The organism is Hungatella effluvii, from assembly GCF_003201875.1.
Lineage (GTDB): Bacteria > Bacillota > Clostridia > Lachnospirales > Lachnospiraceae > Hungatella > Hungatella effluvii.
The window spans coordinates 23,601-46,911 of the sequence record NZ_QJKD01000028.1; the positions used below are offsets into that span (position 1 = coordinate 23,601).

Consider the following 23,311-nt stretch of genomic DNA (forward strand, 5'->3'; position numbering starts at 1 on the left):
CGGACAGCTCAGAGCGGTGATACGGAAGCGGCGGCGGATGTCTCCGCCGCCGCTAAAGCATTCGTCAGGCCAACTGTATGCTGCTGTGATAAATATAACTTCCGGCACTCACGAGGAAGGTTTTTCCGTCTATCACAACTTCCGCGTCTACCGGTGTTGTGATTTCATAGCGCCAGAGCGAATCCTGCTTCTTCCATCGGGAGATAATCCGGCCATGCCTCGTGTCGAGAGAGGCCTCAAGCCAGTCGAGACGTGCATCGGGGGCGGGGGCGATCCGGACTTTACTGTATCCCGGATATCCCTCTGCCGGGGTAATTCCCGCCGCGCAGCAGTATACCCAGTCCGCCACAGCCCCGTAGGCATAGTGATTGAAGGAATTCATGTTTCTGCTCCAGAAATCCCCGTTTTCCATAATTCCATCCCAGTGTTCCCAGACGGTGGTGGCCCCCTTTGTTACCGGATACAGCCAGGACGGATACTGTTCACGCAGCAGAAGGGAGTAAGCCAGATCCGTGTGGCCGTAATCGCTTAGCACGTGCAGCAGGTAGGGCGTTCCGACGAAGCCTGTCTGGAGCTTTGTTCCGCATTCTTTTATCATCAGCGCAAGCTGATCCGCCGCAGCCTGGCAGTCTTCGGCCAGATGAAAATGGGCGGCAAGGACACATTCTGTCTGCGTCGTGTAAGTCGGATAGGCCCTGCGGAACGCGGATACAATGTTATGAAGGAGCGCTTCATACGCTGCCATGTCTTTTCCCAGAACGAGTCCGGCCTTAATTACCAGAGAAGCCGAATGCGCGTAAAATGCGGAGGCAATGAAGTCTTCTCTGGACGAACCCTTATAGCTGCCGGATGGGGCATCGAGCCCCAGCCAGTCCCCGTAATGGACACCGCCGGTCCACAGATATTCCGTGGTGGTATGCGCTGTGATATAATCTACCCATTTTCTCATAGACTCAAACTGGCGGGAGAGAATCTCTGAATTTCCATATGCCAGATATACTGCCCACGGACAGATCGCAGCTGCGTCACCCCAGGCGGCGCTGGCAGGCTGTTTCTTTAGCAGATCCGGGATTACATGGCCCACATAGCCATCCTCTCCCTGGTCGGCAGCCAGATCAGCCAGCCATTTTGTGAAGAATTTTTCGGTATCATAGTTCAGGCATGCGGTGCGCACAAATACCTGGGCGTCTCCGGTCCAGCCAAGGCGCTCATCCCTCTGGGGACAGTCGGTAGGGACATCGACAAAATTCCCCTTCTGCCCCCAGATGATGTTGTCAAAGAGACGGTTTAAGAGAGGATTGGAACAGCTTAAGCGTCCCGTTCGCTTCATCTGGGAGTGGAGGACCACCGCCGTGAAATTTTCTGGTTTCCCCGCACCGGGACCGCCGGGAAATGCATCGATCCGAATATAGCGAAAACCAAAAAAGGTCAGGCGCGGCTGGCAGCTCTGTTGTCCATCACGGCAAATACAGCAGTATTCCGCCCTGGCACTGCGGTAATTTTCCGTATAAAAACAGCCGTCCTTATCCAGAACTTCTGCGTGGGAAAGCCGGATCTCTTCCCCGGCTTTGGCATTTACACTGATTTCCACGTAACCCGTGATTTCCTGCCCGAAGTCTGCCACAACTTCGCCTTTGGGAGTCGTAAAGATGCGGACCGCCGCGATCCGTTCCTGCTCGCGGATTTCTTCGCCCTGCTGTTCGATCAGCGTTTCATATGGCCCATTAAAGGTCTCGGCCGCCACGGAGCATGGAGGGATAAAGGAAGCGTCGTAAATCTCTCCGTCATAGATCTCAGAGAAGCGGACCGCGCTTTCGGAAACGGACCAGCTTTCATCTGAGACGATGAAGCTGTGCTGTCCGTCCTCATAGGTGATTTCCAACTGTGCCAGCAGCCCCATGGGGCGGGCGGCCAGGCCCTTCTGAAAGTCCGATGCGGAAAAGCCGGGCATGGGACTGTGATACCAGCCCTTTCCGACGGTGACAGTCAGATGGTTCTCCGCCCTGAGTAGATCCGTCACATCATACTCCTGATACTGAAGCCTTTTGTAATAGGTAGTCCAGCCGGGAGCCAGCACAAACTGGCCTATCCTGCGGCCGTTAAGTGCGGCTTCATATACGCCCAGAGCGGTGATAAAGAGACGGGCCTGTTTTACAGTCCGTGACAGCGCAAAGTCTGTGGAAAATACGGGAGCCGCATTTCCGAAATCATTGGCCGGCTTGAGCCATTTTGCTTTCCAATCCATAATGAATTCCTCCTGCTCGTGTTTGTCTTGACTTCCAGAATACTTTGTCTTGACTTCTAGGATACCAGATTGTAATATGAATAAAAAGAACTGTTTTGGACTAAAAAGGGGGGTGAATTTAACCTGTTATGAGAGATAGGAATACGATTGAGCTGAAGGGACTTACAATGGAGCGTGAGGACAAGATCGTGGTAATGCCTTTCTGCCAGCAGGACGTGGAGATGCATGACCATGATTTTTTTGAACTGGCCTATATTACAGGAGGCAGCGCGCTGCATACGATCAGTGATGCGGACGGAGAGGTGAGATCCGGTGAGGTGAAGGCCGGAGACTATTTTATAATCGATTACGGCAGCAGGCACAGCTACAGGGAATGCAGGGATTTTACTCTGATTAACTGCCTGTTTCTGCCCGAGATGATTGACGATACACTGGCGGACTGCCGGTCTTTTGAAGAAGTACTGCGGGTGTCTCTGATCCGTTACTATAAATGGTGCTTCGGGCAGACCTCCGCGAATCGGGTGTTCCATGATGAGGAGGGGCGTATTCTGCCTCTGATCCTGGGAATTCAGGAGGAATACCAGGAGAAAAAAGTGGGATACACAGAGGTATTTCGGTGCCGGCTGACCGAGATTCTGATTCTGACCATACGGAAAATCATCTGTGACAGCAAAAAGGATGACAGGGAGATACAGCCGCGGAGCACGGCGGTGCTGGAAGCGATCCGGTATCTGGATAAAAATTACAGGGAAAGGGCCGTACTGAAGCAATTTTGCCGGGAATACCATTACAGCCAGCAGTATATCAGCCGGAAATTTCGTCAGGAGACGGAAATGACCGCGCTGGAATACCTGCAGAAGATCCGGATTGAGAAGTGCTGTGAGCTGCTGGCTGGCAGTGATCTGTGTATTCAGGAGGCAGCGCGGTCTGTAGGGTATGAGGATGTAAAATTTTTCTGTACGCTGTTTAAAAGGACCTTGAACATGACGCCTGGGGAGTACAGGAAAACTGCTGCCGCTGCCATGCAGTACTGATTTTACGGTTTGATTCCCTGCCGCCGGTGCCGCATTCGGCTGCCGGATTTGTTTGTTATTTTGTTGACAATCTATAAATGCCATTATATAATTGAAGCAGCAAAGGGGCTTGGGGGGACGTTTACGTCCTTTATGGCCTCTTTTTTTATTACATAACTGAGTTTGAAAATTGAAAGGAGAGCAAAGATGAAGTACCCACGGTTATTTTCAGAAGGAAGTATTGGAAACGTAAAAATCAGGAACCGGATTGTAATGTGTGCCCTGGCGATGGGAGTGTCGGACGACAGGCAGTGTATTGGTGAAGATTTTCTGGCCTATCTGATGGAACGGGCGAGAGGCGGAGTCGGCCTTATCGTCCTGGAGAATACCAGGGTTGATGATGAGCACGGTGTGGCGGCGCCCTGGCAGGCCAGTGTTGCCAGAGATGAACAGATCGCACCTATGGCAGCAGCGGTGAAAGCGCTGCATGAGGAAGGCGTTAAAGTTTTTGCACAGCTTCATCATCCAGGCAGAGAGACCTTCTCCAACTTAAACGGAAACGTCCCTGTCTGGTCATCCTCCAACAGGCCCTGCGGAGTCTGTCAGCAGGAAACTCATGAGATGACAACAAAGGAAGCGGAAAGCGTTATTCAAAAATTCGTTGCTGGCGCGGTGAGAGCGAAAAAATCGGGAGTAGATGGGATTGAACTGCACGGTGCCCATGGCTATTTGATTTCCCAGTTTCTGAGTCCCTACACCAACCAGAGAACGGACCGGTTCGGCGGTTCCTTTGAGAACAGGCTGCAGTTTGTGAAAGAAATTATCGAGGGGATCCGTCGGGAATGCGGCGCAGACTTTACGCTGGGAATCCGGCTGACTGTCGATGAATTGCTGGCGCCCAATGGCGTACAGGAGTATCTGACCCTGGAGAAAGGTGTCAAAGTCTGCAGGGAACTGGAAAAAATGGGTCTGGATTTTATCAATGTATCCAATGGAATCTACGAATCCTTTAATTCCCTGTCGGAGCCAACCACCTACCCGCAGGGCTGCCGGACGCAGAGAATCCTGGCTGTGAAAAAAGCTGTAAGCATTCCAGTTATCGCCGTGAACATGGTGAAGGAACCCTGGTTTGCGGAGAAGATGCTGGAAGAGGAGATGGTCGATTTTGTCGGACTTGGCCGTGCCGTTGTGGCAGATCCAGAATGGCCATTAAAGGCAGTGCAAGAGCGCGAAGATGAGATAAACCGCTGTATTTCCTGTACGTTTTGTTTTGAGACTCTCGTCAGTGATACAATTGCCGGGAAGGGGCCTGTCAAATGTGCGGTGAACCCCAGGGCAGGCAGAGAGTGTAAATATCCGGCTCATGAGAAAGACGGCGCGGGAAGAACGGTTGTGGTTGTGGGAGCCGGAGTCGGTGGCCTGGAAGCGGCGCGCGTGCTGGGAGAGAGAGGCTTTCACGTTGTTGTATTGGAAAAGGAAGGCCGTGCAGGCGGCCAGATCAACATTGCGGACCGCCCGCCTCATAAAGAGAAGATGGACTGGATCGTGGAATATGAGCTGTCGCAGCTTAAGAAATATGATGTACAGATTCTCATAAATACGGAGGCGGATGCCGGCCGGATTGCCTCCTATGCTCCTTACGCTATTGTACTGGCTACAGGAGGCACACCCATCAAGCCGTCCTCCATCCCCGGCTCTGATCTGGAGAATGCGGTCACCTTCAAAGAGGTGCTTTGCGACGAAAAGGTGCTGGAAGGCCGGAAAGTAACCGTGATCGGCTCCGGAGCCACCGGACTGGAAACCGCGGAATTTCTGTGTGCCAGGGGCAATGAGGTGACTATTGTGGAGATGCTGGATTCCATTGGACAGGGCGTCTACGTCCAGCACTATCTGGATGCTATGGACAAACTTTCTAAGTATGATATTACATACAAACCAAAGACCAGACTGGCAGAGATTAAGAAGGATGCGGCCGTTCTGGAACATTTGGAGGACGGCACTTTCGAAGAGTATCCTTCCGATTACGTAGTTCTTGCCATGGGCATAAGATCTGTCAATCCCCTGGAACAGGCGTGTAAAGAAATCTGTGATAAGGTAATCGTCGCAGGAGATGCGAAACAGGTTGGAAGAATTGAAGGAGCCGTAAGAAGTGGATTTGAAGCGGCTTATACATTGCAGTAAAAAAGCTGTCTGCGTCAGCAGAATCAGGTGGACCGGAAGTTCGGCAGGCTTCTGGAATAAAAATGATGAAAGCGAGGAACGGAAGATGACAATAGAAAAAATCGAGAATATGTGCGGCGGAGAGGGCTGTGTCGTGATTAAGCACATTTTAGGAAAAGAGGAGTTAAACGGGAAATGCGGTTTATATGCAGAGGTCACAATCGGGAAAGGATGTTCTCTCGGTTACCATGAACATCACGGAGAAAGCGAAACATACTATATTCTGTCGGGAAAAGGAGATTATAACGATAATGGCGCAATACGTCCGGTAACTGCCGGTGATGTGACGTTTACTCCATCGGGCAGAGGGCATGGATTGGTGAATACAGGAGATGACGATCTGATCTTTATGGCATTGATTATCTTGGATTAAGGCTAAAGAGGCGGTGTGTTAAACTCTGAAAACTTATAGAGTGTGCAGAAAAAAATGATGTCACCGCAGTATAAGACCGATGGCCGCATCCCTCAAATAAAAATTGAGGGTTGCGGCCATCGGTAAATTATAAATTTAACATGGAATAACTGGAACATCATGCTGTCAAAATAATAAGTCCATGCAGCCCATACCCCAGGATATACTTATATTCACAAGTCTCCAAATGCAGTTTCATATACTGATCAAAGCTCTCCTTTGTTAAATTATTCAGCTGTTCCCCTCTCATATAAGCCGTGCCGTCTGATGTCAGGTGATGAAGAATTTTGAGCTGATGGTCATGCGCAGTCTTTTCAATCTCTTCCGGCAGCAAATAGGTAAAAGGATCGTCCTCACCTCTGGTGCTGTAGAATTTTAACACATCCTCCATATTCTCCAGTTTGACGTTAAGGTTTAGATGTAATGCTGCCATGAAATTAATATAGGCAAGCATTTCCCCTTCTGGCCAGTTCGAAGGCGTAATTCCCGGTTCCCGCGCAGCCATCAAATATCCTGCTGTGAGGGGGAAGGACACGATTAAAATAGTACAGGGTAGTCAGCCATTCAACCTGGTGACTGTAATTGCGAAACAGCCTTCCGTCTTCATCGTAATGGTTGTAATAGTTGATGATGTTTTTCTCCATAATGCACCTCCGGAACGATTAATTGGCATATCTGCCAGCGTTTCCAACAGCCTGCATTTTACCATGTACAAATAAGTCCGTCTATTCCTTAATTGCACTGATTACAACCATCCATTCCTTTTCACACCAGTTTCTGAGGCGATTTGATTAAATCCTCCAGCGTAATCCCATCCAGATACTCATTAATGATCGTATCCAGTTTCTGCCATACAGGCCGCGTCAGGCAGCATTCAAGCCGGGAGCATTCCGAATAGGATTCCTCCACGCAGGCGACTGGGGCCAGACTTCCCTCTGTCAGACGCAGAATCTCGCCCAGAGTGTATTCGCCGGGCTCTTTCGTCAGGCGGTAACCGCCGCCTTTTCCGCGCAGGCCGGCCAGAAGCTGATTCTGAACGAGTACCTTTATGATAATCTCCAGATATTTCTCGGAAATGTCCTGACGGTTCGCAATTTCTTTCAGAGGAACGTATCTGTCGGTGTTCTGCTGTGCCAGATCCAGCATAACCCGCAGCGCGTAACGTCCTCTCGTTGAAATCATCATTTGACACTCCTCCCTTCCGCAATACCAGTACCGGGCGGCACTGGTTATATAATCCTATTATACAACAAGGTAAATAGGATAATCAATAGCAAATATAGTTATAAACCTATTGACAAAGTAGGTTTATGATATTATGATGAATATAACCAAGTGAGTAAGTAGGTTATTGAGCGAAAAGCCTTTTTCAGGCGGAATGGAGGACTATATGTCAAAACAATTGCTGGAAGTAAATGGATTATCAGTCAATGTGGAAGATAAAGAGATTTTGCATGGAATTAATATGGAGATTAAAAAGGGGGAGACTCACGTGCTGATGGGGCCGAACGGAGCGGGTAAGTCCACGCTGGGTTACGCACTGATGGGGAATCCGCGCTATGAAGTGACGAAAGGAGATATCTGGTTTCAGGGGAAGCGGATAAACGAAGAGCCGGCCGATAAACGGGCTAAGGCAGGAATGTTTCTTTCCTTCCAGAATCCGCTGGAGGTTCCGGGCCTTCCGCTGGGCACATTTATACGCAGTGCTGTGGAACAGCGCAGGGGCGCCAGAGTGCGGCTGTGGGATTTCCGCAAGGAGCTGGAGAAGGCCATGGAACTGCTACAGATGGACCGGGCATATGGAGACCGCGATTTAAATGCAGGGTTTTCCGGCGGTGAGAAAAAGAAAGCAGAGATTCTTCAGCTTCTGCTCTTAAAGCCCAGTCTGGCCATACTGGATGAGACGGATTCCGGTCTGGACGTGGACGCGGTCCGAACCGTGTCTCAGGGCGTGGAAGAGTACCAGAAGAGCCGGGACGGAGGTCTTCTGATTATCACCCACAGCACCCGGATTTTGGAGTCTCTGCGTGTGGACAAAACCCACATTATGGTAGACGGCAGAATCGTGAAGACAGGGGACGGTTCCCTGGTGGAACAGATTAACGAACATGGGTTTGAACAATATTTGGATCAGGCGGGCTGTTAGAGAGAGTTTGACGAAAAGCAATTTTTCAGATACACTCCAGTCCGCGCATCCGGAAAGGATGGAAGACAGAGATGGAAGAAAAAACATATGTAAATGATATCGACAGAAGTATTTACGACATCCGAAATGAAGAAACGGATGTTTACCGTATAGAGGAAGGCTTAAAGCCGGAGATCGTGGAGCAAATCTCAAAAGAGAAAAAGGACCCGCTTTGGATGGAACTGTTCCGCCTAAAGTCCCTTCAGATATACAATAATATGAGAGTTCCCGATTGGGGGCCCTCCCTGGAGGGCCTGGATATGAGCCACATCGCCACGTATGTGCGCCCCAACACAAAGATGAAGACGAAGTGGTCCGATGTGCCGGAGGAGATCAAGGATACCTTCGAGCGTCTGGGAATCCCCCAGGCGGAGCGGAAATCCCTGGCTGGCGTAGGAGCCCAGTATGATTCGGAACTGGTCTATCACAATGTCCGCCAGGAGGTGGCGGAGATGGGAGTGGTATATACGGACCTGGAAAGCGCCATGAAGGGGGAATATGCGGAAATGGTGAAAAAGCATTTCATGAAGCTGGTGAAGCCTTCGGATCACAAGTTTGCCGCGCTTCACGGGGCCGTCTGGTCAGGAGGGTCCTTTGTCTATGTGCCGCCGGGAGTGTCCGTGGAAATACCGCTGCAATCCTATTTCCGGCTGAACGCGCCGGGAGCGGGGCAGTTTGAACATACACTGATCATCGTGGATGAAGGGGCGGACCTTCACTTTATCGAGGGATGTTCCGCACCTAAATATAATGTGGCCAATCTTCACGCAGGCTGTGTGGAACTGTTTGTGGGAAAGAATGCGAAGCTTCGTTATTCCACGATTGAAAACTGGTCTAAAAACATGTATAACCTGAACACCAAGAGGGCCCAGGTGGAGGAAGGAGGCACCATCGAATGGGTGTCCGGTTCCTTTGGCTCCCATGTTTCCTACTTATATCCCATGAGCATCTTAAAGGGCCGCGGGGCCAGAATGGAGTTCACCGGAATCACCTTTGCGGGTGAGGGGCAGAATCTGGACACAGGCGCGAAAGTGGTTCACGCCGCTCCGGAGACGACCTCCTATATGAACACCAGATCCATATCCAAGAGCGGGGGCGTAAGCACCTTCCGCAGCTCCGTGGTGGTAGCCAGGGGGGCGAAGAACAGCAAATCGGCTGTTTCCTGCCAGTCCCTGATGCTGGACCGGATATCAAGGTCAGACACGATACCTGCTATGGATATCCGGACCCCGGACGCGGACATCGGCCATGAGGCAAAGATTGGGCGGATCAGCGACGAGGCCGTCTTTTACCTCATGTCCAGAGGACTGAGCGAGGAGGACGCCAGGGCAATGATCGTCAGCGGATTTGCGGATAATGTATCCAAAGAACTGCCATTAGAGTACGCCGTGGAGATGAATAACCTGATCCGGCTGGAGATGAAGGGAAGTATTGGTTAGTTTAGGAAAGGAGGTCTCCTATGGGACAGGGACTTGATTTGAAGATAAACAGGCTGCCGGCCAGGACCTGGAACTGGCTGAAAATGAATGAGGCAGGCTTAAATGAGATAGAGGCAGGGGAATCCCCCACGATAATCACGGAAGGATTCACGGAAGCGGTTACGTGGAGAGAAGATTTCTCGGCCATTGCCACCGGGATGGGAGAAGATATGGACCGACTGGCGCGGGAGGCGAATACAGACGCGATCCGGATCCAGTCCGGGCCATCGGAAGAAGAGCGGCGGGCCGCGCTGCATTTCGTCTGCGGCGGCGGAGCAAAGAGCTTCCAGCCCGTGGAACTTCTGGTTCGGGAGGGCGAAAATCTAACCGTGGTTATGGATTTCACCTCTGCACCGGAGGCTGCGGGTTTGACCGCTGTCCAGACCCGGTTCCGGGTCAGGAAAAACGCCAGACTGAGGCTGATCCAGCTCCAGCTTCTGGGAAGCGGCTATACATTTTTGAGCGATATCGGCGGAAGCTGCAGTGAGGGGTCATCCGTGGAGGTAATCCAGCTGTTTTTGGGCGGTGCGGAGACTTACGCGGGCTGCCAGGCAGACCTTGCAGGGAAAGAGAGTACGATGAACGCCGATGTGTGTTATTTGGGAAGGGACAGCCAGCGGTTTGACATGAACTACGTGGCGAACCACCGGGGGGAGAAATCCCGGAGCCGGATTCTGGCCGGAGGCGTGCTGAGGGACCGGGCGTTTAAGCTCTTCCGCGGAACCATTGATTTTAAGTTTGGAGCCGTCGGAGCAGAGGGAGAGGAGAAGGAGGATGTGCTGCTTCTGGGAGACGACGTGATTAATCAGACCATTCCCCTGATTCTCTGTGCAGAGGAGGATGTCCAGGGAAACCATGGAGCCACCATCGGAAGACTGGATGACGAACTGTTGTTCTATCTCTGCTCCAGAGGCATGAGCCCTGAGGCTGCCGCTGAAATGATAACAAGGGCCCGGCTGGACGCCGTCTGTCGGAAGATTGGCGACGAAGCCGCAGAGCAGATGGTGCAGGATTATCTGGAGGAGGTGGAGAAAAATGGAAGATAAAAATCCATACCGCGAAAATTTTCCATTGCTTAAGGAGAATCCGGTGATTTACTTAGACAGTGCGGCCACGGCTCAGAAGCCCTCCTGTGTACTCCAGGCGGAGCGGGATTTTTATGAGCACAGCTATGCAAATCCCATGCGCGGCTTCTACGCCCTGAGCATGGAGGCCACAAAACGTCTGGAGGAAGCCAGAGACGAAGTGCGGCGCTTTATTAACGCGCCGTCCTCCGACGAGATTATTTTTACCAGAAATACTACGGAGAGCCTGAACCTGGTGGCCTACAGCTATGGACTGTCCCGGCTGAAGGCCGGGGATGAGATTTTGGTAAGTATCATGGAGCACCACAGTAACTTGCTGCCCTGGCAGATGGCTGCTGAAAAGACGGGAGCGGTTTTACGATTTCTGGAGTGCGAGGCGGACGGCCGGATTACGCAGGAACGTCTGGAGGCGGCATTTACTGACCGTACCAGGCTGGTCGCTGTGGCCCATGTGTCCAATGTGCTGGGGTGTGAGAACCCCATACGCCAGATCGCGGCCATGGCCAGGGAGCGAGGGGCTGTCGTGGTCGTGGATGCAGCACAGAGCGCCCCCCATATGCCGATCGATGTACAGGAATCAGGTGTGGATTTTCTGGCTTTCTCAGGCCATAAGCTCATGGGGCCCATGGGCATCGGTGTGCTGTACGGGAGACGGGAACTGCTGGAGGAGATGCCGCCCTTCCTCACCGGAGGGGAGATGATCGACTCTGTCACCAGAACAGGGGCCGTATTCGCCCCGGTGCCTCATAAGTTTGAGGCGGGCACCGTCAACGCGGCGGGAGCCTGGGGGCTTATGGAAGCGATCCGCTATCTGAAACGTGTTGGATTTGATGAGGTGCATCGCCGGGAACTGGCATTGACAACGATGGCCCTGGAGGGACTTAAGCAGATACCGCACGTCCATGTCCTGGGATCTGAGCGGCCGGAAGAACACTGTGGAATCCTGACCTTTACCATAGATGGCGTTCACCCTCACGATGTGAGCGCGATTCTGGATGCAGATGGCATTGCCGTCCGCGCCGGGCATCACTGTGCCCAGCCGTTGTTTGAATATTTAAAGGTCAATTCTGCTGCCAGAGCCAGCATATATTTTTATAATACCCGTGAGGAGATTGAGGCATTTTTGAAGAGCACAGCCGGAATCAGGAGGAAGATGGGATATGGAGAATAGAAGTTTTTATAATGAGATTTTGACAGAACACAATCTGCGTCCGGCTCACAAGCACGATCTGCCGGATGCCAATCTGGTGCTGGAGGGCGTAAACCCCAGCTGCGGAGATGATATCTGGCTAAAGCTGAAGGTGGAGGACGGAGTAATCCAGGATGGATCCTTCGTGGGCGACGGATGCGCGATTTCCCAGGCTTCCGCGGATATGATGCTGGACCTGGTGATCGGAAAGAAAAAGGAAGAGGCCGTGAAGCTGGCTGAAAACTTCTTTCAGATGATTCGGGGCACGGCAGGGGAGGCGGATTTAGAGGCGCTGGAGGAAGCTGCCGCCCTGCAGGACATTGCCCATATGCCCGCCCGGGTGAAATGCGCGGTGCTGGGATGGCGGACTCTGGAGGAAATACTGGAGGGACAGGAGAATTGATCCGATCTATCTGATTTTTCCATTTCTATCCATAAAATGAAAATTGCTGAAACTTTTTCACCAATACCAGACGTCTAATCGTTTGTAATAAGAAAATAGAAAGACGAGGTATTCATTATGAAAAGATTTGCAGTGATTTGTATGTGTGCGGTGGCGATTGCAGGAGCAGTGCCGTCTGTCCCGGCCTTTGCGGCTACGGGAAATGTGGTGATGGCAGCGAAGTCAAGAACGAGGCAGTCCCAGTCCGGCCTTCAGGATACGGCCCAGGCAGTGCAGATTGCATTTCAGAACAAAGATATGGAGAAGCTGGCCGGATTATGTAATTTCCCATTGACCATCGTCTACGGAGACGGTTCCCTGGTGGAGATCAAAGACAAGGCGGCGTTTAAGAAACTGGACTCCGGACTGATTTTCAGCAGTAAAATGCAGGATGCGATCGCCTCCACCAACGCAGCGAAGCTTCAGGCTGAGGGGAACGCAGGCGCGCAGATGGGGGGAGACAGTGGCCTGAACCTGTACAAATTCAAGAAGAAATGGAAAGTAAACAGTATTTATCTGGATACCGCGGCTGGTAATGGACTGGCGATAAAAGACATGAAGGAGGCAGCAGTCACGATCCAGAAGACATTTTCATACAAGGATATGGACACCATGGCAAAGCTGTGCAACTATCCTTTGACGATCGTCCAGGAAAATGGTAATTTAAAAGAAATAAGAAACCCGCAGGAATTAGCCACAATGGGCGAAGATAAGCTGTTTACGGAAAAGCTGAGAGATGCCATAGACCGGACGGATGTGGATAAGCTGACCAATGTCGGTGACGCAGGCGTGCAGATGGGCGGGGATTCCGGATTATCGATGTATCGTTTTAATGGTGTATGGAAGATCAATAATATTTATCAGTAAATAGAAATGCGGTTGGTGGACGGTGTTATTGCTGATCATAGAATAGCGGTCATGAAGTGTATGTTCTGGAGTGCTGGTGTAAAAGCATAGATGAAAAAGGGGCTGTAAAAAACTCCTCAAACAGAAAAATCGCTGAGGTCATGAGACTTCAGCGATTTTTTGTATAATTACTCCCGCTCCCGTTTCCTGGAAAAATCAATTATAATAAGTACCATGGCCGTTACTGCAATTGTAAAATAACTTGTTAAATGCCATGCATTGAACGGCTCGGCGATGAATCTGGAAAGAGTAAATGCAACGAACAGATCGACAGGAATTACCAGCATCAGAGTTATTCCTGACGCCAGAAATTTCCGTGTCCGGAATACCCTGAACAGAAAGAAAATACACCACAGATACACAACTCCAATGAAAGCCATATTGATGCTGATTGGAAAAAATAAATCGCTGACCCTGATCAGTCTATGAAGCACATACAAAAACGGTACAATAAAAATACTGCACATGAGCAGGGAACCGCAAACTCCTTTTTTACCGAATTTGATCATGGGGATGAATACCAGCCATGTAAAGACAATCGCACTGATCGGATATAGCGACCATGTGAACGATCGTGAAATCGCTGTATCACAGATGGCGCATACCGCAATCCCGATAAAAAGAAGCAGGCTGAATGCACCTGTAAAGATGTTATGCATAGATCTGGATCTGCCTTGTGATGCTTGGACTTGTTCCTGATTCATTCGTGTGTCCTCCCTGTTTATGTCTGAATTTTATTTTGTAATTGATTTCATCTTTTTGGTTTTATTCTGTTTCCCGTCCTATATCATTTCTCATTTACTCACTTTGTGGATATGCTCATGATAAGCCCCATGCGTCAGTCTGTAAGCCGTAAAATATTCTTCTTCCATTTGACCGGCCGATATGCCAAAGTAATCACACCAGCTCTCCTCATAACAGACAAACAGTATACTTGGAAGAATACTTGTGAAGAATTCAGTCAGCCAGTGGGCATGGTCCATTTTCGGATTGTCTGATGATTGTTCCCCATCGATCTCCATCAACGGAGCCAGCACCTGATACAGGATCGTCTGGCTGCTTCCGTTTTTTAAAGACTCGCTCATGAGAATTCTGGCGCAGTCCCGATTCTGTTTGAGAAATTCCATGTACACGGATATCTTTTCAATCCCCTCAGCCCGGCTGTCATGCAGGATCTCATTGTATTCGTCAACAAATTCTTTAATGACAGCGTTTAACAGATCTTCCTTGCTTTTGAAGTGGTAGTAGATGAGAGACTTGGGTACCCCGGCATTGGAAGCAATTTCCTCCATGCCTGTGGCGTCGTACCCTTTTTCAGCAAATAGTTGTTTTGCAGTCTTCATAATTAAGCCTTTTTTGCTTGTCCTTGCCATTGTGATCCCTCCGAAGTTGTACTGACTGGTCAGTATAATTATATGCTTGTAAATGGAAACTGTCAAGCTTATTTCTATATTTCTTCTTGTGGAATTGCCGATAATCTGCTATAATAACCATATAAATACAGGAAATGCGAATGCGTGGTAAACGCATTCGCATTTCGTCTTTTAAGGGATTATGAATAAAATCGTTCATATTACTGGCTGAAAGCAAAGGACCAGACATGCGATGCCGGAACAATCGAAGGATTGGATTGGAGGAGAGAGCAATGAGAAGAATGGATCAGTTACAGGAAGAAAATGACCGTCTGAAAATACTGGTGTCTCAAGACTCCCTGACAGGGCTCCTCAACAGAGGAGCCGTAGAGGAGAATGTAGGGACGGAACTTAGAATAAAGAATTCTGGCGCGTTTATTATGATGGATATCGACCATTTTAAGCGCATTAATGACATATATGGACATTTGACCGGAGACAAAGTTCTTCAGAAACTGGCTCATGCAATTAGCTGTCTCTTTTTTAAAAGGGATATCATAGGGCGTATGGGAGGAGACGAATTTGCCGTATTTATACCGGGTGAATACAGAAAAGATATGTTGCTTAGCAAGGCGGAGAGTCTCTATAGCCGGGCACTCCAGATAGGAAAGGAAATGGGAGTAGGCAATAATCTGAAGTTAACCATGGGAGCGGATCAGGCTCGTGCGGGTGATACATTTCAGACGCTTTACAGCCGTGCGGATCTTGCCTTGAGATTCGGTAAGGCAGAAAGCAAAAAATACCTGAATTTTTATGAAGAATCCATGGAGCACTATAAAACGGACTTTCAAATTAGAGAAGAGCTTATGGAAGCCCCGCTTGACATGAAGTATATCCGCCGTCAGCTGAAGGAACCTGTGTTTTCCCGGGGAGCCTACTGTCAGGATTACCAGACATTTCTGTCTATTTATCATTTCCTGGAGAGAAGCCTGGACCGGACTGGTCTGCGGGTTCAGATCATACTGGTTTCCCTGACAGATGCATACGGTTCTTTCGTAAAGCTCGATGAAAGGGAATTCCTTGTGGAACAATTAAAAAAGGGAATTTCGTCCTCTCTTCGTTTTAACGACATCTATACATACTATACCAGCTGCCAGTTTCTGGTGATGACACCGGGGGCTGCTGGTAAGGATATGGAAGTAATCACCAACCGGATTCGGGGGAGATTTCGCAAGCTGGTACCGGACCGGCCGGATGTAAAACTGTTTTTCAGCTTTTATCCTCTGCAGCAGACTGTACCGAAACAATGAGCGTTACCCTACAGGAGCAACAGGTGCCGGAATGTGCCGGTTCGTAAGAAGGGAGTGAAATCTATGGAACAAACCTATTGGCTGCTGGCCGTTGACGATGAACCGGACATTCTTCGTACAAATAAAAAATATTTAGAGGCCCGGGGGTATAAGGTTGATACTGCTGTCTGCGCGATGGAAGGCCTAGAGCGGCTGAAACAGAACAGCTATGACTGTATTCTGTTAGACGTTTTGCTTCCGGATCTGAATGGATTTGAACTCTGTAAGGCAGTCAGGGCTCTCACATCAGCGCCGATTCTATTTTTGAGCTGTATGGACGACGAGGAGGATAAGATACGGGGGCTGATGTCCGGCGGAGACGACTATATCACCAAACCATACAGCTTGAAGGAACTGGCAGCCCGGATCTATGCTCAGGTGAGGCGAAGTGTAATGAAAGGATTTATCATAGACCATCATCAGCAGAGCCTGACTGTGGGGAATCATGTAATCCCGCTGGCTCAGAAGGAGTTTGAATTATTTCTGTATCTTTTAGGCAATCCGGGCCGGATCCTGACTCAGGAGGAGATATACCGTGAGGTGTGGAGATCTGGAAAGCCTGATACAGCCAACTCGGTGGCCGTCTATATTGCCAGGCTGAGACGGAAGTTGGAAGAAGTTGGCGATTTTGTAGGCAGAATTGACACCGTGCGTGGAGAAGGCTATCAGTTTTATACCAAAGCAGAAGTGAGGACCAGACTATGAAACGGTTTATCACAATATTTCTTCTGATACTATCTATCTGTGTTACTTTGTTCTTCACAGTGTCCCTGCCTTTTACTGCGGATGGTCCGGAGGCGGAGGCAGGGTTAATAAATTTCGAAAACGCGGATTTTAACAAAGAAATATATGCCCTGAAAGGAGAGTGGGAATTTTACTTTGGCCGTCTTTATACCCCTGAAGACTTCAAAAAGGGCAGGGCGGAGGGAGTGGAATACGTTTCGCTTCCAGATGCATGGAAAACCCTTGGATATCCGGATCAGGGGTACGGTACTTACCGTCTGACGATTAGTACCGGATCGGACCGCCCATTGCTCCTTGATATTCCGGAGATTACGTCTGCCTCTGTTATCTGGGCCAATGGCGGAGAAGTGTACCGGGCCGGACAGGTGGGGACTTCCGCCGGGGAGACGAAAACCAGCATACGCAGCGATCTGGTGGCGGTCGTCCCGCAGAACCGGGTTCTGGAACTGGTGGTGCAGGTCGCCAATTTTCATATGTATGATGGCGGCCTTTTCTATCCGATCCGGATAGGAAGTGACAGCGTGCTGCTTCACCACATTCTATGGCAGCGTATTATGGTGGCTGCTGCATTAGGCGGAATCCTGCTCATGGGTGTTTACCATCTGTTTTTATATGCGTTCCGACGCCGGGAACGGCTTTATCTGACATTCAGTTTTATCTGTGTGGCTACAGTGCTGAGACTGGCGATGGAGACCAATAATTTAGCTCAATATTTTCTGCCGGGAGGGCTTGGAGTGGTAGCGGCCCGCATGTATCTGCTGTTCTTCGCCCTCAACGGACTGTCCATTTGTTTTTTTATGCTTCAGGCGTTTTCCATCTGCTTAAATCGTTGGCTGCGAGTTATCTATGCTGCAGGCTTTGCACTGCCGATTGCTGTTATCTGCTGGCCAGGTTCCTCCTTCCCAACTGCCGTGGCCAGTTTGTTCCTGATTCTTATTCCTTATGCAGTTTCGGTTATTCTGGTCCTGCGGTCAGGGAAAATTGGCCGCGATCCATATCGTCTGCTCTTTCTGTTCAGTCTGGTGACCTTTACCTTTTATGCACCAGTTACAAAGACCGTATTTGAGGGAGATTTATTTGTCCCTGCTATTGGGCCGAACATGTTTCTCATTCTTAGTCAGTGTATTATGCTGTCCAGAGATTACGCGGAAGCGCGCAATGAGGCCGAACGAATTAATGCGAATCTGGAGCAGCTGGTGGAACAGCGTACGGAACAGCTTTGCGTTGCAAATCAGCAATTGGCAGCTTCCCAGGCGGCACTGAGAGAAATGATCGCCAATATATCTCATGATTTAAAGACGCCGCTTACGGTGCTTAACAACTATCTGGAACTGCTGGGAGATGATGCGGTCGTAGTTAATGAGCAGGAACGTGCGGAATACCTTGGGATCGCATATCATAAGAATCTGGATCTCCAGCGTTTGATCCACAACCTTTTTGACGTGACAAGAATGGAGAGTGGCACAGCTGTTTACCGTATGGAACGGATATCCGCCTCCCTGCTGATGAGGGATGCGGACTGCAAATATGCGGAACTGGTAAGGGATAGCGGGCTGGGATTCTATGCAGAAGCGGAGGCGGGGACAGAAGTGGAGGCAGATCCTGATAAAATATGGAGCATTCTCGATAACCTGGTCTATAATGCCCTCCGCCATACCCCGCCAGGCGGCAGCATTACACTTAAAATCCGGCAGAACAGGGATTGCACAGAGCTTACAGTAACTGATACTGGAGAGGGAATTGCACCGGAACATCTTCCACATATTTTTGAACGGTTTTACAAGGTATCTCCGGAACGCGGAGAAAAGGACGGTTCCAGCGGGCTGGGACTATATATCGTAAAGACTGCTGTGGAGGCGATGGGAGGTACGGTAGAGGTAGAGAGTCTGCTGAATAAAGGCACGACATTTCGGATCAAATTTTAGTCATGTGTTGTCCTGGAAATGCGGAGCTGCCAGAGAATAATTGGCATAGAAAAAACTACGAAAAATATTGCAGCAAAAAGTCGTCTAAAAGGGCGAAAATTTCTCCAGAATATGGTAGAATCAACATAAGAGGCAAATTTTGCTGACAATCTGATTTGGAGGGGAAACTATGTCAAAGAGTACAGAGGTTCTGCGCATCTGCGAAGAAAAGGGAATCAGGATGATTGATTTCAAGATGACGGATTTAAATGGCCGTTGGAGACACATCACCATTCCTGTTGAACGGTTTGATGAAGAAATTTTTACGCAGGGAATTGGTTTTGATGGTTCGAACTATGGATATGCCCCAGTGGAAAAGAGTGATATGGTATTTATACCGGACCCTGAAACTGCTGTGGTGGATCCGTTTACAGAGATTCCAACGCTGACCATGTGCGGAGACGTATGTGTCATAGGAAAGGAAAACAAGCCATTTGACCAGTATCCCAGGAATGTAAGTCTGAGAGCCATTCAATATATGAAGGAACAGGGAATCGCGGACCAGATGCTGATTGGGCCGGAATTCGAGTTCCATTTATTTGACAATGTCAGCTATATGGTGGAGCCGCAGCGTATGGCTTTTACCGTGGATACCAGGCAGGCGGCCTGGAACAGCGGCAGGGAGTCTGCTGATAACAAAGGCTTTTTAGTACCCGGAGGCGGCGGATACCATATCGCGGCACCTCAGGATACAGCCTATACTTTAAGAAGCAGAATGTGTATGATGCTTCAGGAGTGGGGAGTGGATGTGAAATACCATCACCATGAGGTAGGCGGCTCAGGACAGATGGAGATCGAGGTGGAGCTGGGCGATATGGTGGACATGGCGGACAAGACCATGATTATCAAATACGTGATCCATAACGCCGCGGTTCAGGCTGGAAGGACTGCTACCTTTATGCCGAAACCCATTTACAAAGAAGCCGGCAATGGAATGCATGTCCATATGCTGCTGTTGAAAGACGGGGAGCCAGTTTTTTACGATGAGGATGGATATTCCGGTCTCAGTAAGACTGCACACTACTTTATAGGAGGACTGTTAAAACATGTCCCATCCTTATGTGCATTTACCAATCCGTCCACAAACTCCTTTAAGCGTCTTGTGCCGGGATACGAAGCACCGGTGACCATCGGATATGCCACATCCAACCGAAGCGCCGTGATCAGGATTCCGGCTTATGCAAAGACTCCGAAGGCCAAACGGTTTGAACTGAGAAATCCGGATGCAACAGCGAATCCTTACTATGCATATGCGGCGATCCTGATGGCGGGACTCGATGGCATTCAGAATCAGATCGATCCGGAAAAACATGGCTGGGGGCCATTTGACTGTAATCTCTATGATCTTCCGGAGGAAGAAAAAGCAAAGATCCAATCGCTGCCAAAGACATTGGAAGAGGCGCTTCATGCCCTGGAGGCCGATCATGAATATCTGACAGCGGGAGGCGTGTTCCCGGAGCGCCTGATTGAGATATGGCTTAAGAAGAAAAGAGCAGAGAGTCGGGAACTGTCTCAGATTCCCCATCCGGCGGAATTCCAGAGATATTTTGATTTGTAATCATATTGTGATGCAGGGAGCTGCTTCAGTTATCCAGATTTATAGTGAAAATCTGCGGTTTCGGGTTTCCCGGAACCGCTTTTTGATTTTTTATATAGTAGTGTTGGAGTATTTCGTCCCTCCATTGCCGAAAGCATTCAATAAATGATAGAAGAAGCAGATAAAGCTGGAGATGGAATGAGGAAAGCAAATCATTGGGCTACTATCGGTATTGCCATTAATAATTATGATAGGTAACTTTGGTTTGACTAATCAAACATTAATGGAGGTTGATTGTAAAATAAAGTTGCCATTTATTGATGTGTGTGAAAAAAATCGTGGGAGAATCAAATGAATAATAAAGCTATTATTATACTACTGGCAGTGAGTTTATGCGTTAGTGGATGCAGCCAAACGATAGTGACAGGCATTCCGGACTCACCGGATGCATTACCAGAAGAAATGACACAGCTCAGGGAGTCAGTACATGAGACAATCGAGACTGAAATGACGGCAGAGGAAACGATAAGGCAAAGGAACGTGGATACAGGTGATGGGGTGACTAAGGAGGCTGCAAAGGCATACTTAAACGTTATAGACCAGTTAATCTTATTACATGGAGAAGGTGCAATTGATCGTATACCTTTCGACAATGGTGGGATTATGAATGGAACTGCAATTATCAGGCTGATTGATTTTGATGGCGATGGAAAACAAGAACTTTATTGTGCGTATGCTGGTGATTCGGAGCGTCAGGTGGTTGATCAGCAGGTAATCTATGGATATTCACCAGAACAGGGTCTGATGAATATCATGGGGCCTTGCAGGATTAGTAATCCGGGAACAGATGTAAGTCCTGAAACAACGTTTCTGTATAAAGAAGGTAAAGTTTATCTTATGGATTCACAGGAAGGGAAGTTTACCCGTTACCTGACTGTTCGTGATAATGTATTAGTGGCAGAGTTGGAGTATGAAGATGGATGGAACAGTAACGGATTAACTGTCAATGGGAAATCTGTGACGACGGAGGAGCTGGCAGACTGCATTTCTGAGATGGAGTCAGGAGGAGAGCAGAAAACAATCTATTATCTTCATTCAGCAGATGACAGCGAGCTGGCTGAGACTGTGAGAACCAGAGAATATATTGAATTACTGGCGGATAAATCAGAGCATGGTGCGCTTGATATGGTGGTTATCGCCACTGGCTGGCCGGAAGAAAAAAACGATTTGACACAGGTTAAAGCTTTTTTAGACATGGAAGATATCCGATATATGGGAACCTCCAACCAATCCCGGGATCGGATAGATATTACTCTGGAAGATGGAAGTATTATGCTGTTTTTGTCCGGGCGGGACTCTCAATGTGAGGAAAATGATTACCGTCTGATTCTGGCTGGGAATAAATTTGATAAGGCTGGATTCTGCGAAGTCCTGGAAAATGGATTTGATGTCAGTGGTGATATGGAGTACGGACTAAATACTTCAACTCAGCTTATTGATGAATTGAGTTTGTATGACTACAGCCAGACCGAGCTCTCCATTTATCGTAACCTGATCTACGCGCGGCATGGCCGAATGTTTGAGGACCCGTTTCTTAGTGCAGTATTTTCCTCAAATACATGGTATCTGCCCCGTTATGATGCAATGACGTTTGCCGAAAAGGAAGATCAGCTGCTGAGTGACATTGAGAAGGAAAATATAAAGCTGATTGTACAAAATGAAATTAACAGGGGCTATCGAAAGAAACCAGGACAAGAGTATGAATTGCCAGTTGCGATTGTGTCCGGATCATGGCATGATTTGGATGGAGATGGTATAAAGGAGAAGATCCAATTTCAGAGTGGTGATACGTCTGAATCAGATATTCATTGTAGTGGATACAGGATACAAGTGGACAGCAGCATCGTCCGTGGGGAAGATAATGTATATAACTGGTTATACATAGCCAATCTGGATGGAAAACAAACACAGTTACTGGTGGGAGACAGAGTTGATGGCGATGATGGTTGGATTACTGCTTATAGTTATGTAAATGGAAAGATAAAGCAAGCGTGGGGAATACCAGGTTTTCCGGGGAATATTCAAATTACTGCTAAAGGTGTGTATACATATGAATATACCATCCATCTGCAATGTTGGATGACGAAACGTCTGTATCAATTGCAGGACGGAAAAATGGTGGAAACAGAACGAGAGTTTTATGAACATGGTAATGAAGTGAAGGCGTTGATAGAGATTCCGACTTATGATAAAAAGGAGGGCAGTCTTAATGGGCCGATCATTCAGACAGAAGATATAGTTGTGATTGTGGGAGGGGATAACCGTAAATGGATTTGTCTAAAAAAGAAAGTCTCCGGAGAAATCGGTTGGATTAAAGTTGAAGGCTCCATATATATTCAGCCAGACGGGACTGAGATGCAGAATATGGATGTGTTTGAAGGATTGAATATTTTTGGATAAATTGCAGTTGTGAAAGAATTCTAAGAGTATGAGAGGATTAAGCTGTTGATGCATAACGGTAAAAGCAATAAATAATGCAGAAATTGTTTGGAAACAATTTTCAACACAATCTGTTATGGAGGATCACAAGTGAACAGCAAAAAAATAAAAATAAAAAAATAAAAAACATGTTGACTTTTGTCAGCTGCTTTGATATGATATACCTCGCCGCTGAAAACGGCGGCAAACTTTCCCAAAAATCTTCCAGCGGAACCGCTGAGAAAGTTTTGAAGAAAATGAAAAAAGTGGTTGACAAAAATAAATCACTGTGATAAGATATAAAAGTTGCTGCTGACACAGATCGACAGCAAACGCACTTTGAAAACAGAAGATTGAACAGTATGTAAAACCCTGAAAATTCTAATAAAACAAGCCATTGTTTGATGGCTTTGAATGAGAAAATTCAGAACGAATACAATTATTGTATACGAACCAAACAACAAGTAAAACGGGAAATAAATTAGCTAGTTAGTTGATTTTGACCCCGGATCAAACGAAGGGGTAACGACCTCATTACTAAGTTCGAAAGAACCTCACTAAGTAATGAGTCGTATGTTTCGACTAAACTCGAAAATACCTCGTTAAGTCGAAGACTATAACATGAGAGTTCGATCCTGGCTCAGGATGAACGCTGGCGGCGTGCTTAACACATGCAAGTCGAGCGAAGCGATTAAGAGGAAGTTTTCGGATG

The 23,311-nt window shown here is 48.4% G+C and carries 20 protein-coding genes and 1 rRNA gene; 15 read left to right on the forward strand and 6 right to left on the reverse strand.

What is annotated here, in order from left to right; all coding sequences use genetic code 11:
- Window positions 1-64: 64 nt before the first annotated feature.
- Window positions 65-2,245, reverse strand: coding sequence for an alpha-L-rhamnosidase (locus DFR60_RS28775; protein ID WP_110326549.1), 2,181 nt, complete (start codon window positions 2,243-2,245; stop codon window positions 65-67).
- 128 nt (window positions 2,246-2,373) lie between these two features.
- Between DFR60_RS28775 and DFR60_RS28780 the strand changes: the two genes are divergently transcribed.
- From DFR60_RS28780 to DFR60_RS28790, 3 genes are all read left to right on the forward strand, one after another.
- Window positions 2,374-3,279 carry an AraC family transcriptional regulator gene (locus tag DFR60_RS28780; RefSeq protein ID WP_110326551.1) on the forward strand — a complete coding sequence of 302 codons (906 nt, stop codon included), beginning with the start codon at window positions 2,374-2,376 and terminating at the stop codon, window positions 3,277-3,279.
- Between the two features lie 186 nt (window positions 3,280-3,465).
- Window positions 3,466-5,439, forward strand: a complete 1,974-nt coding sequence (locus DFR60_RS28785) for an oxidoreductase (RefSeq protein ID WP_110326553.1) — start codon at window positions 3,466-3,468, stop codon at window positions 5,437-5,439.
- An 85-nt stretch (window positions 5,440-5,524) separates the two neighbouring features.
- Window positions 5,525-5,851, forward strand: a complete 327-nt coding sequence (locus DFR60_RS28790) for a cupin domain-containing protein (protein WP_002599842.1) — start codon at window positions 5,525-5,527, stop codon at window positions 5,849-5,851.
- A 157-nt stretch (window positions 5,852-6,008) separates the two neighbouring features.
- Here DFR60_RS28790 and DFR60_RS28795 read toward each other — a convergent pair whose 3' ends face one another.
- The 3 genes from DFR60_RS28795 to DFR60_RS28805 all read right to left on the reverse strand — a co-directional run bounded on the left by DFR60_RS28795 (window position 6,009) and on the right by DFR60_RS28805 (window position 7,075).
- Complete coding sequence (locus tag DFR60_RS28795; protein WP_146218637.1) at window positions 6,009-6,281, reverse strand: hypothetical protein; 273 nt, start codon at window positions 6,279-6,281, stop codon at window positions 6,009-6,011.
- A gap of 46 nt (window positions 6,282-6,327) precedes the next feature.
- A complete protein-coding gene (locus DFR60_RS28800; protein WP_110326556.1) occupies window positions 6,328-6,534 on the reverse strand; it encodes a class I SAM-dependent methyltransferase in 207 nt (68 codons plus the stop codon).
- Between the two features lie 121 nt (window positions 6,535-6,655).
- Window positions 6,656-7,075, reverse strand: coding sequence for an RrF2 family transcriptional regulator (locus DFR60_RS28805; RefSeq protein WP_110326558.1), 420 nt, complete (start codon window positions 7,073-7,075; stop codon window positions 6,656-6,658).
- Window positions 7,076-7,280: 205 nt separating this feature from the next.
- Here DFR60_RS28805 and sufC point away from each other — a divergent pair, with 205 nt between their 5' ends.
- The 6 genes from sufC (at window position 7,281) to DFR60_RS28835 (ending at window position 13,136) form a co-directional block, all read left to right on the forward strand.
- Window positions 7,281-8,036 carry a Fe-S cluster assembly ATPase SufC gene (gene sufC / locus DFR60_RS28810; RefSeq protein WP_110326560.1) on the forward strand — a complete coding sequence of 252 codons (756 nt, stop codon included), beginning with the start codon at window positions 7,281-7,283 and terminating at the stop codon, window positions 8,034-8,036.
- Window positions 8,037-8,107: 71 nt separating this feature from the next.
- The gene (sufB, locus tag DFR60_RS28815) at window positions 8,108-9,514 is read left to right on the forward strand and encodes a Fe-S cluster assembly protein SufB (protein ID WP_110326562.1); all 1,407 of its coding nucleotides are present in this window, start codon (window positions 8,108-8,110) and stop codon (window positions 9,512-9,514) included.
- A 20-nt stretch (window positions 9,515-9,534) separates the two neighbouring features.
- Complete coding sequence (locus DFR60_RS28820) at window positions 9,535-10,599, forward strand: SufB/SufD family protein (RefSeq protein ID WP_110326564.1); 1,065 nt, start codon at window positions 9,535-9,537, stop codon at window positions 10,597-10,599.
- Window positions 10,589-11,809 carry an aminotransferase class V-fold PLP-dependent enzyme gene (locus DFR60_RS28825; RefSeq protein WP_110326566.1) on the forward strand — a complete coding sequence of 407 codons (1,221 nt, stop codon included), beginning with the start codon at window positions 10,589-10,591 and terminating at the stop codon, window positions 11,807-11,809. The genes DFR60_RS28820 and DFR60_RS28825 overlap by 11 nt, the downstream gene beginning before the upstream one ends.
- A complete protein-coding gene (sufU, locus tag DFR60_RS28830; RefSeq protein ID WP_055656086.1) occupies window positions 11,799-12,230 on the forward strand; it encodes a Fe-S cluster assembly sulfur transfer protein SufU in 432 nt (143 codons plus the stop codon). The genes DFR60_RS28825 and sufU overlap by 11 nt, the downstream gene beginning before the upstream one ends.
- A gap of 117 nt (window positions 12,231-12,347) precedes the next feature.
- Window positions 12,348-13,136, forward strand: a complete 789-nt coding sequence (locus DFR60_RS28835; RefSeq protein WP_110326568.1) for a hypothetical protein — start codon at window positions 12,348-12,350, stop codon at window positions 13,134-13,136.
- A 167-nt stretch (window positions 13,137-13,303) separates the two neighbouring features.
- On the opposite strand, the gene DFR60_RS28840 is transcribed toward DFR60_RS28835, so the two are convergent.
- Both DFR60_RS28840 and DFR60_RS28845 read right to left on the reverse strand, forming a co-directional pair.
- Complete coding sequence (locus DFR60_RS28840) at window positions 13,304-13,879, reverse strand: hypothetical protein (protein ID WP_146218638.1); 576 nt, start codon at window positions 13,877-13,879, stop codon at window positions 13,304-13,306.
- A 90-nt stretch (window positions 13,880-13,969) separates the two neighbouring features.
- Window positions 13,970-14,548: a TetR/AcrR family transcriptional regulator gene (locus tag DFR60_RS28845; RefSeq protein WP_110326572.1), complete on the reverse strand. Its 579-nt coding sequence runs from the start codon at window positions 14,546-14,548 to the stop codon at window positions 13,970-13,972.
- Between the two features lie 272 nt (window positions 14,549-14,820).
- On the opposite strand from DFR60_RS28845, the gene DFR60_RS28850 reads away from it, so the two are divergent.
- The 6 genes from DFR60_RS28850 to DFR60_RS28880 form a co-directional block, all read left to right on the forward strand.
- Entirely contained in the window at window positions 14,821-15,837 is a 1,017-nt protein-coding gene (locus DFR60_RS28850; RefSeq protein WP_110326574.1) for a GGDEF domain-containing protein, read from the forward strand.
- Window positions 15,838-15,900: 63 nt separating this feature from the next.
- A complete protein-coding gene (locus DFR60_RS28855) occupies window positions 15,901-16,581 on the forward strand; it encodes a response regulator transcription factor (protein WP_110326576.1) in 681 nt (226 codons plus the stop codon).
- Window positions 16,578-18,545: a sensor histidine kinase gene (locus tag DFR60_RS28860; RefSeq protein ID WP_110326578.1), complete on the forward strand. Its 1,968-nt coding sequence runs from the start codon at window positions 16,578-16,580 to the stop codon at window positions 18,543-18,545. Before DFR60_RS28855 ends, DFR60_RS28860 begins: the two co-directional genes overlap by 4 nt.
- 169 nt (window positions 18,546-18,714) lie before the next feature.
- A complete protein-coding gene (gene glnA, locus DFR60_RS28865) occupies window positions 18,715-20,142 on the forward strand; it encodes a type I glutamate--ammonia ligase (protein WP_110326580.1) in 1,428 nt (475 codons plus the stop codon).
- A gap of 330 nt (window positions 20,143-20,472) precedes the next feature.
- On the forward strand, window positions 20,473-22,581 hold the full coding sequence (locus tag DFR60_RS28870) for a YARHG domain-containing protein (RefSeq protein ID WP_110326582.1): 2,109 nt from the start codon (window positions 20,473-20,475) through the stop codon (window positions 22,579-22,581).
- Window positions 22,582-23,216: 635 nt separating this feature from the next.
- A 16S ribosomal RNA gene (locus tag DFR60_RS28880) occupies window positions 23,217-23,311 on the forward strand; the annotation flags it as partial.

Bases quoted from the DNA above. Each gene is read 5' to 3' on its own strand.
- DFR60_RS28840 (WP_146218638.1), bottom strand. From the start codon at position 13,879: ATGAATCAGGAACAAGTCCAAGCATCACAAGGCAGATCCAGATCTATG.
- DFR60_RS28825 (WP_110326566.1), top strand. From the start codon at position 10,589: ATGGAAGATAAAAATCCATACCGCGAAAATTTTCCATTGCTTAAGGAG.
- DFR60_RS28780 (WP_110326551.1), top strand. From the start codon at position 2,374: ATGAGAGATAGGAATACGATTGAGCTGAAGGGACTTACAATGGAGCGT.
- DFR60_RS28845 (WP_110326572.1), bottom strand. From the start codon at position 14,548: ATGGCAAGGACAAGCAAAAAAGGCTTAATTATGAAGACTGCAAAACAA.
- DFR60_RS28795 (WP_146218637.1), bottom strand. From the start codon at position 6,281: ATGGAGGATGTGTTAAAATTCTACAGCACCAGAGGTGAGGACGATCCT.
- DFR60_RS28860 (WP_110326578.1), top strand. From the start codon at position 16,578: ATGAAACGGTTTATCACAATATTTCTTCTGATACTATCTATCTGTGTT.
- glnA (WP_110326580.1), top strand. From the start codon at position 18,715: ATGTCAAAGAGTACAGAGGTTCTGCGCATCTGCGAAGAAAAGGGAATC.
- DFR60_RS28855 (WP_110326576.1), top strand. From the start codon at position 15,901: ATGGAACAAACCTATTGGCTGCTGGCCGTTGACGATGAACCGGACATT.
- DFR60_RS28835 (WP_110326568.1), top strand. From the start codon at position 12,348: ATGAAAAGATTTGCAGTGATTTGTATGTGTGCGGTGGCGATTGCAGGA.
- sufC (WP_110326560.1), top strand. From the start codon at position 7,281: ATGTCAAAACAATTGCTGGAAGTAAATGGATTATCAGTCAATGTGGAA.
- sufU (WP_055656086.1), top strand. From the start codon at position 11,799: ATGGAGAATAGAAGTTTTTATAATGAGATTTTGACAGAACACAATCTG.
- DFR60_RS28850 (WP_110326574.1), top strand. From the start codon at position 14,821: ATGAGAAGAATGGATCAGTTACAGGAAGAAAATGACCGTCTGAAAATA.
- sufB (WP_110326562.1), top strand. From the start codon at position 8,108: ATGGAAGAAAAAACATATGTAAATGATATCGACAGAAGTATTTACGAC.
- DFR60_RS28805 (WP_110326558.1), bottom strand. From the start codon at position 7,075: ATGATGATTTCAACGAGAGGACGTTACGCGCTGCGGGTTATGCTGGAT.
- DFR60_RS28785 (WP_110326553.1), top strand. From the start codon at position 3,466: ATGAAGTACCCACGGTTATTTTCAGAAGGAAGTATTGGAAACGTAAAA.
- DFR60_RS28790 (WP_002599842.1), top strand. From the start codon at position 5,525: ATGACAATAGAAAAAATCGAGAATATGTGCGGCGGAGAGGGCTGTGTC.
- DFR60_RS28820 (WP_110326564.1), top strand. From the start codon at position 9,535: ATGGGACAGGGACTTGATTTGAAGATAAACAGGCTGCCGGCCAGGACC.
- DFR60_RS28775 (WP_110326549.1), bottom strand. From the start codon at position 2,245: ATGGATTGGAAAGCAAAATGGCTCAAGCCGGCCAATGATTTCGGAAAT.
- DFR60_RS28800 (WP_110326556.1), bottom strand. From the start codon at position 6,534: ATGGAGAAAAACATCATCAACTATTACAACCATTACGATGAAGACGGA.
- DFR60_RS28870 (WP_110326582.1), top strand. From the start codon at position 20,473: ATGAATAATAAAGCTATTATTATACTACTGGCAGTGAGTTTATGCGTT.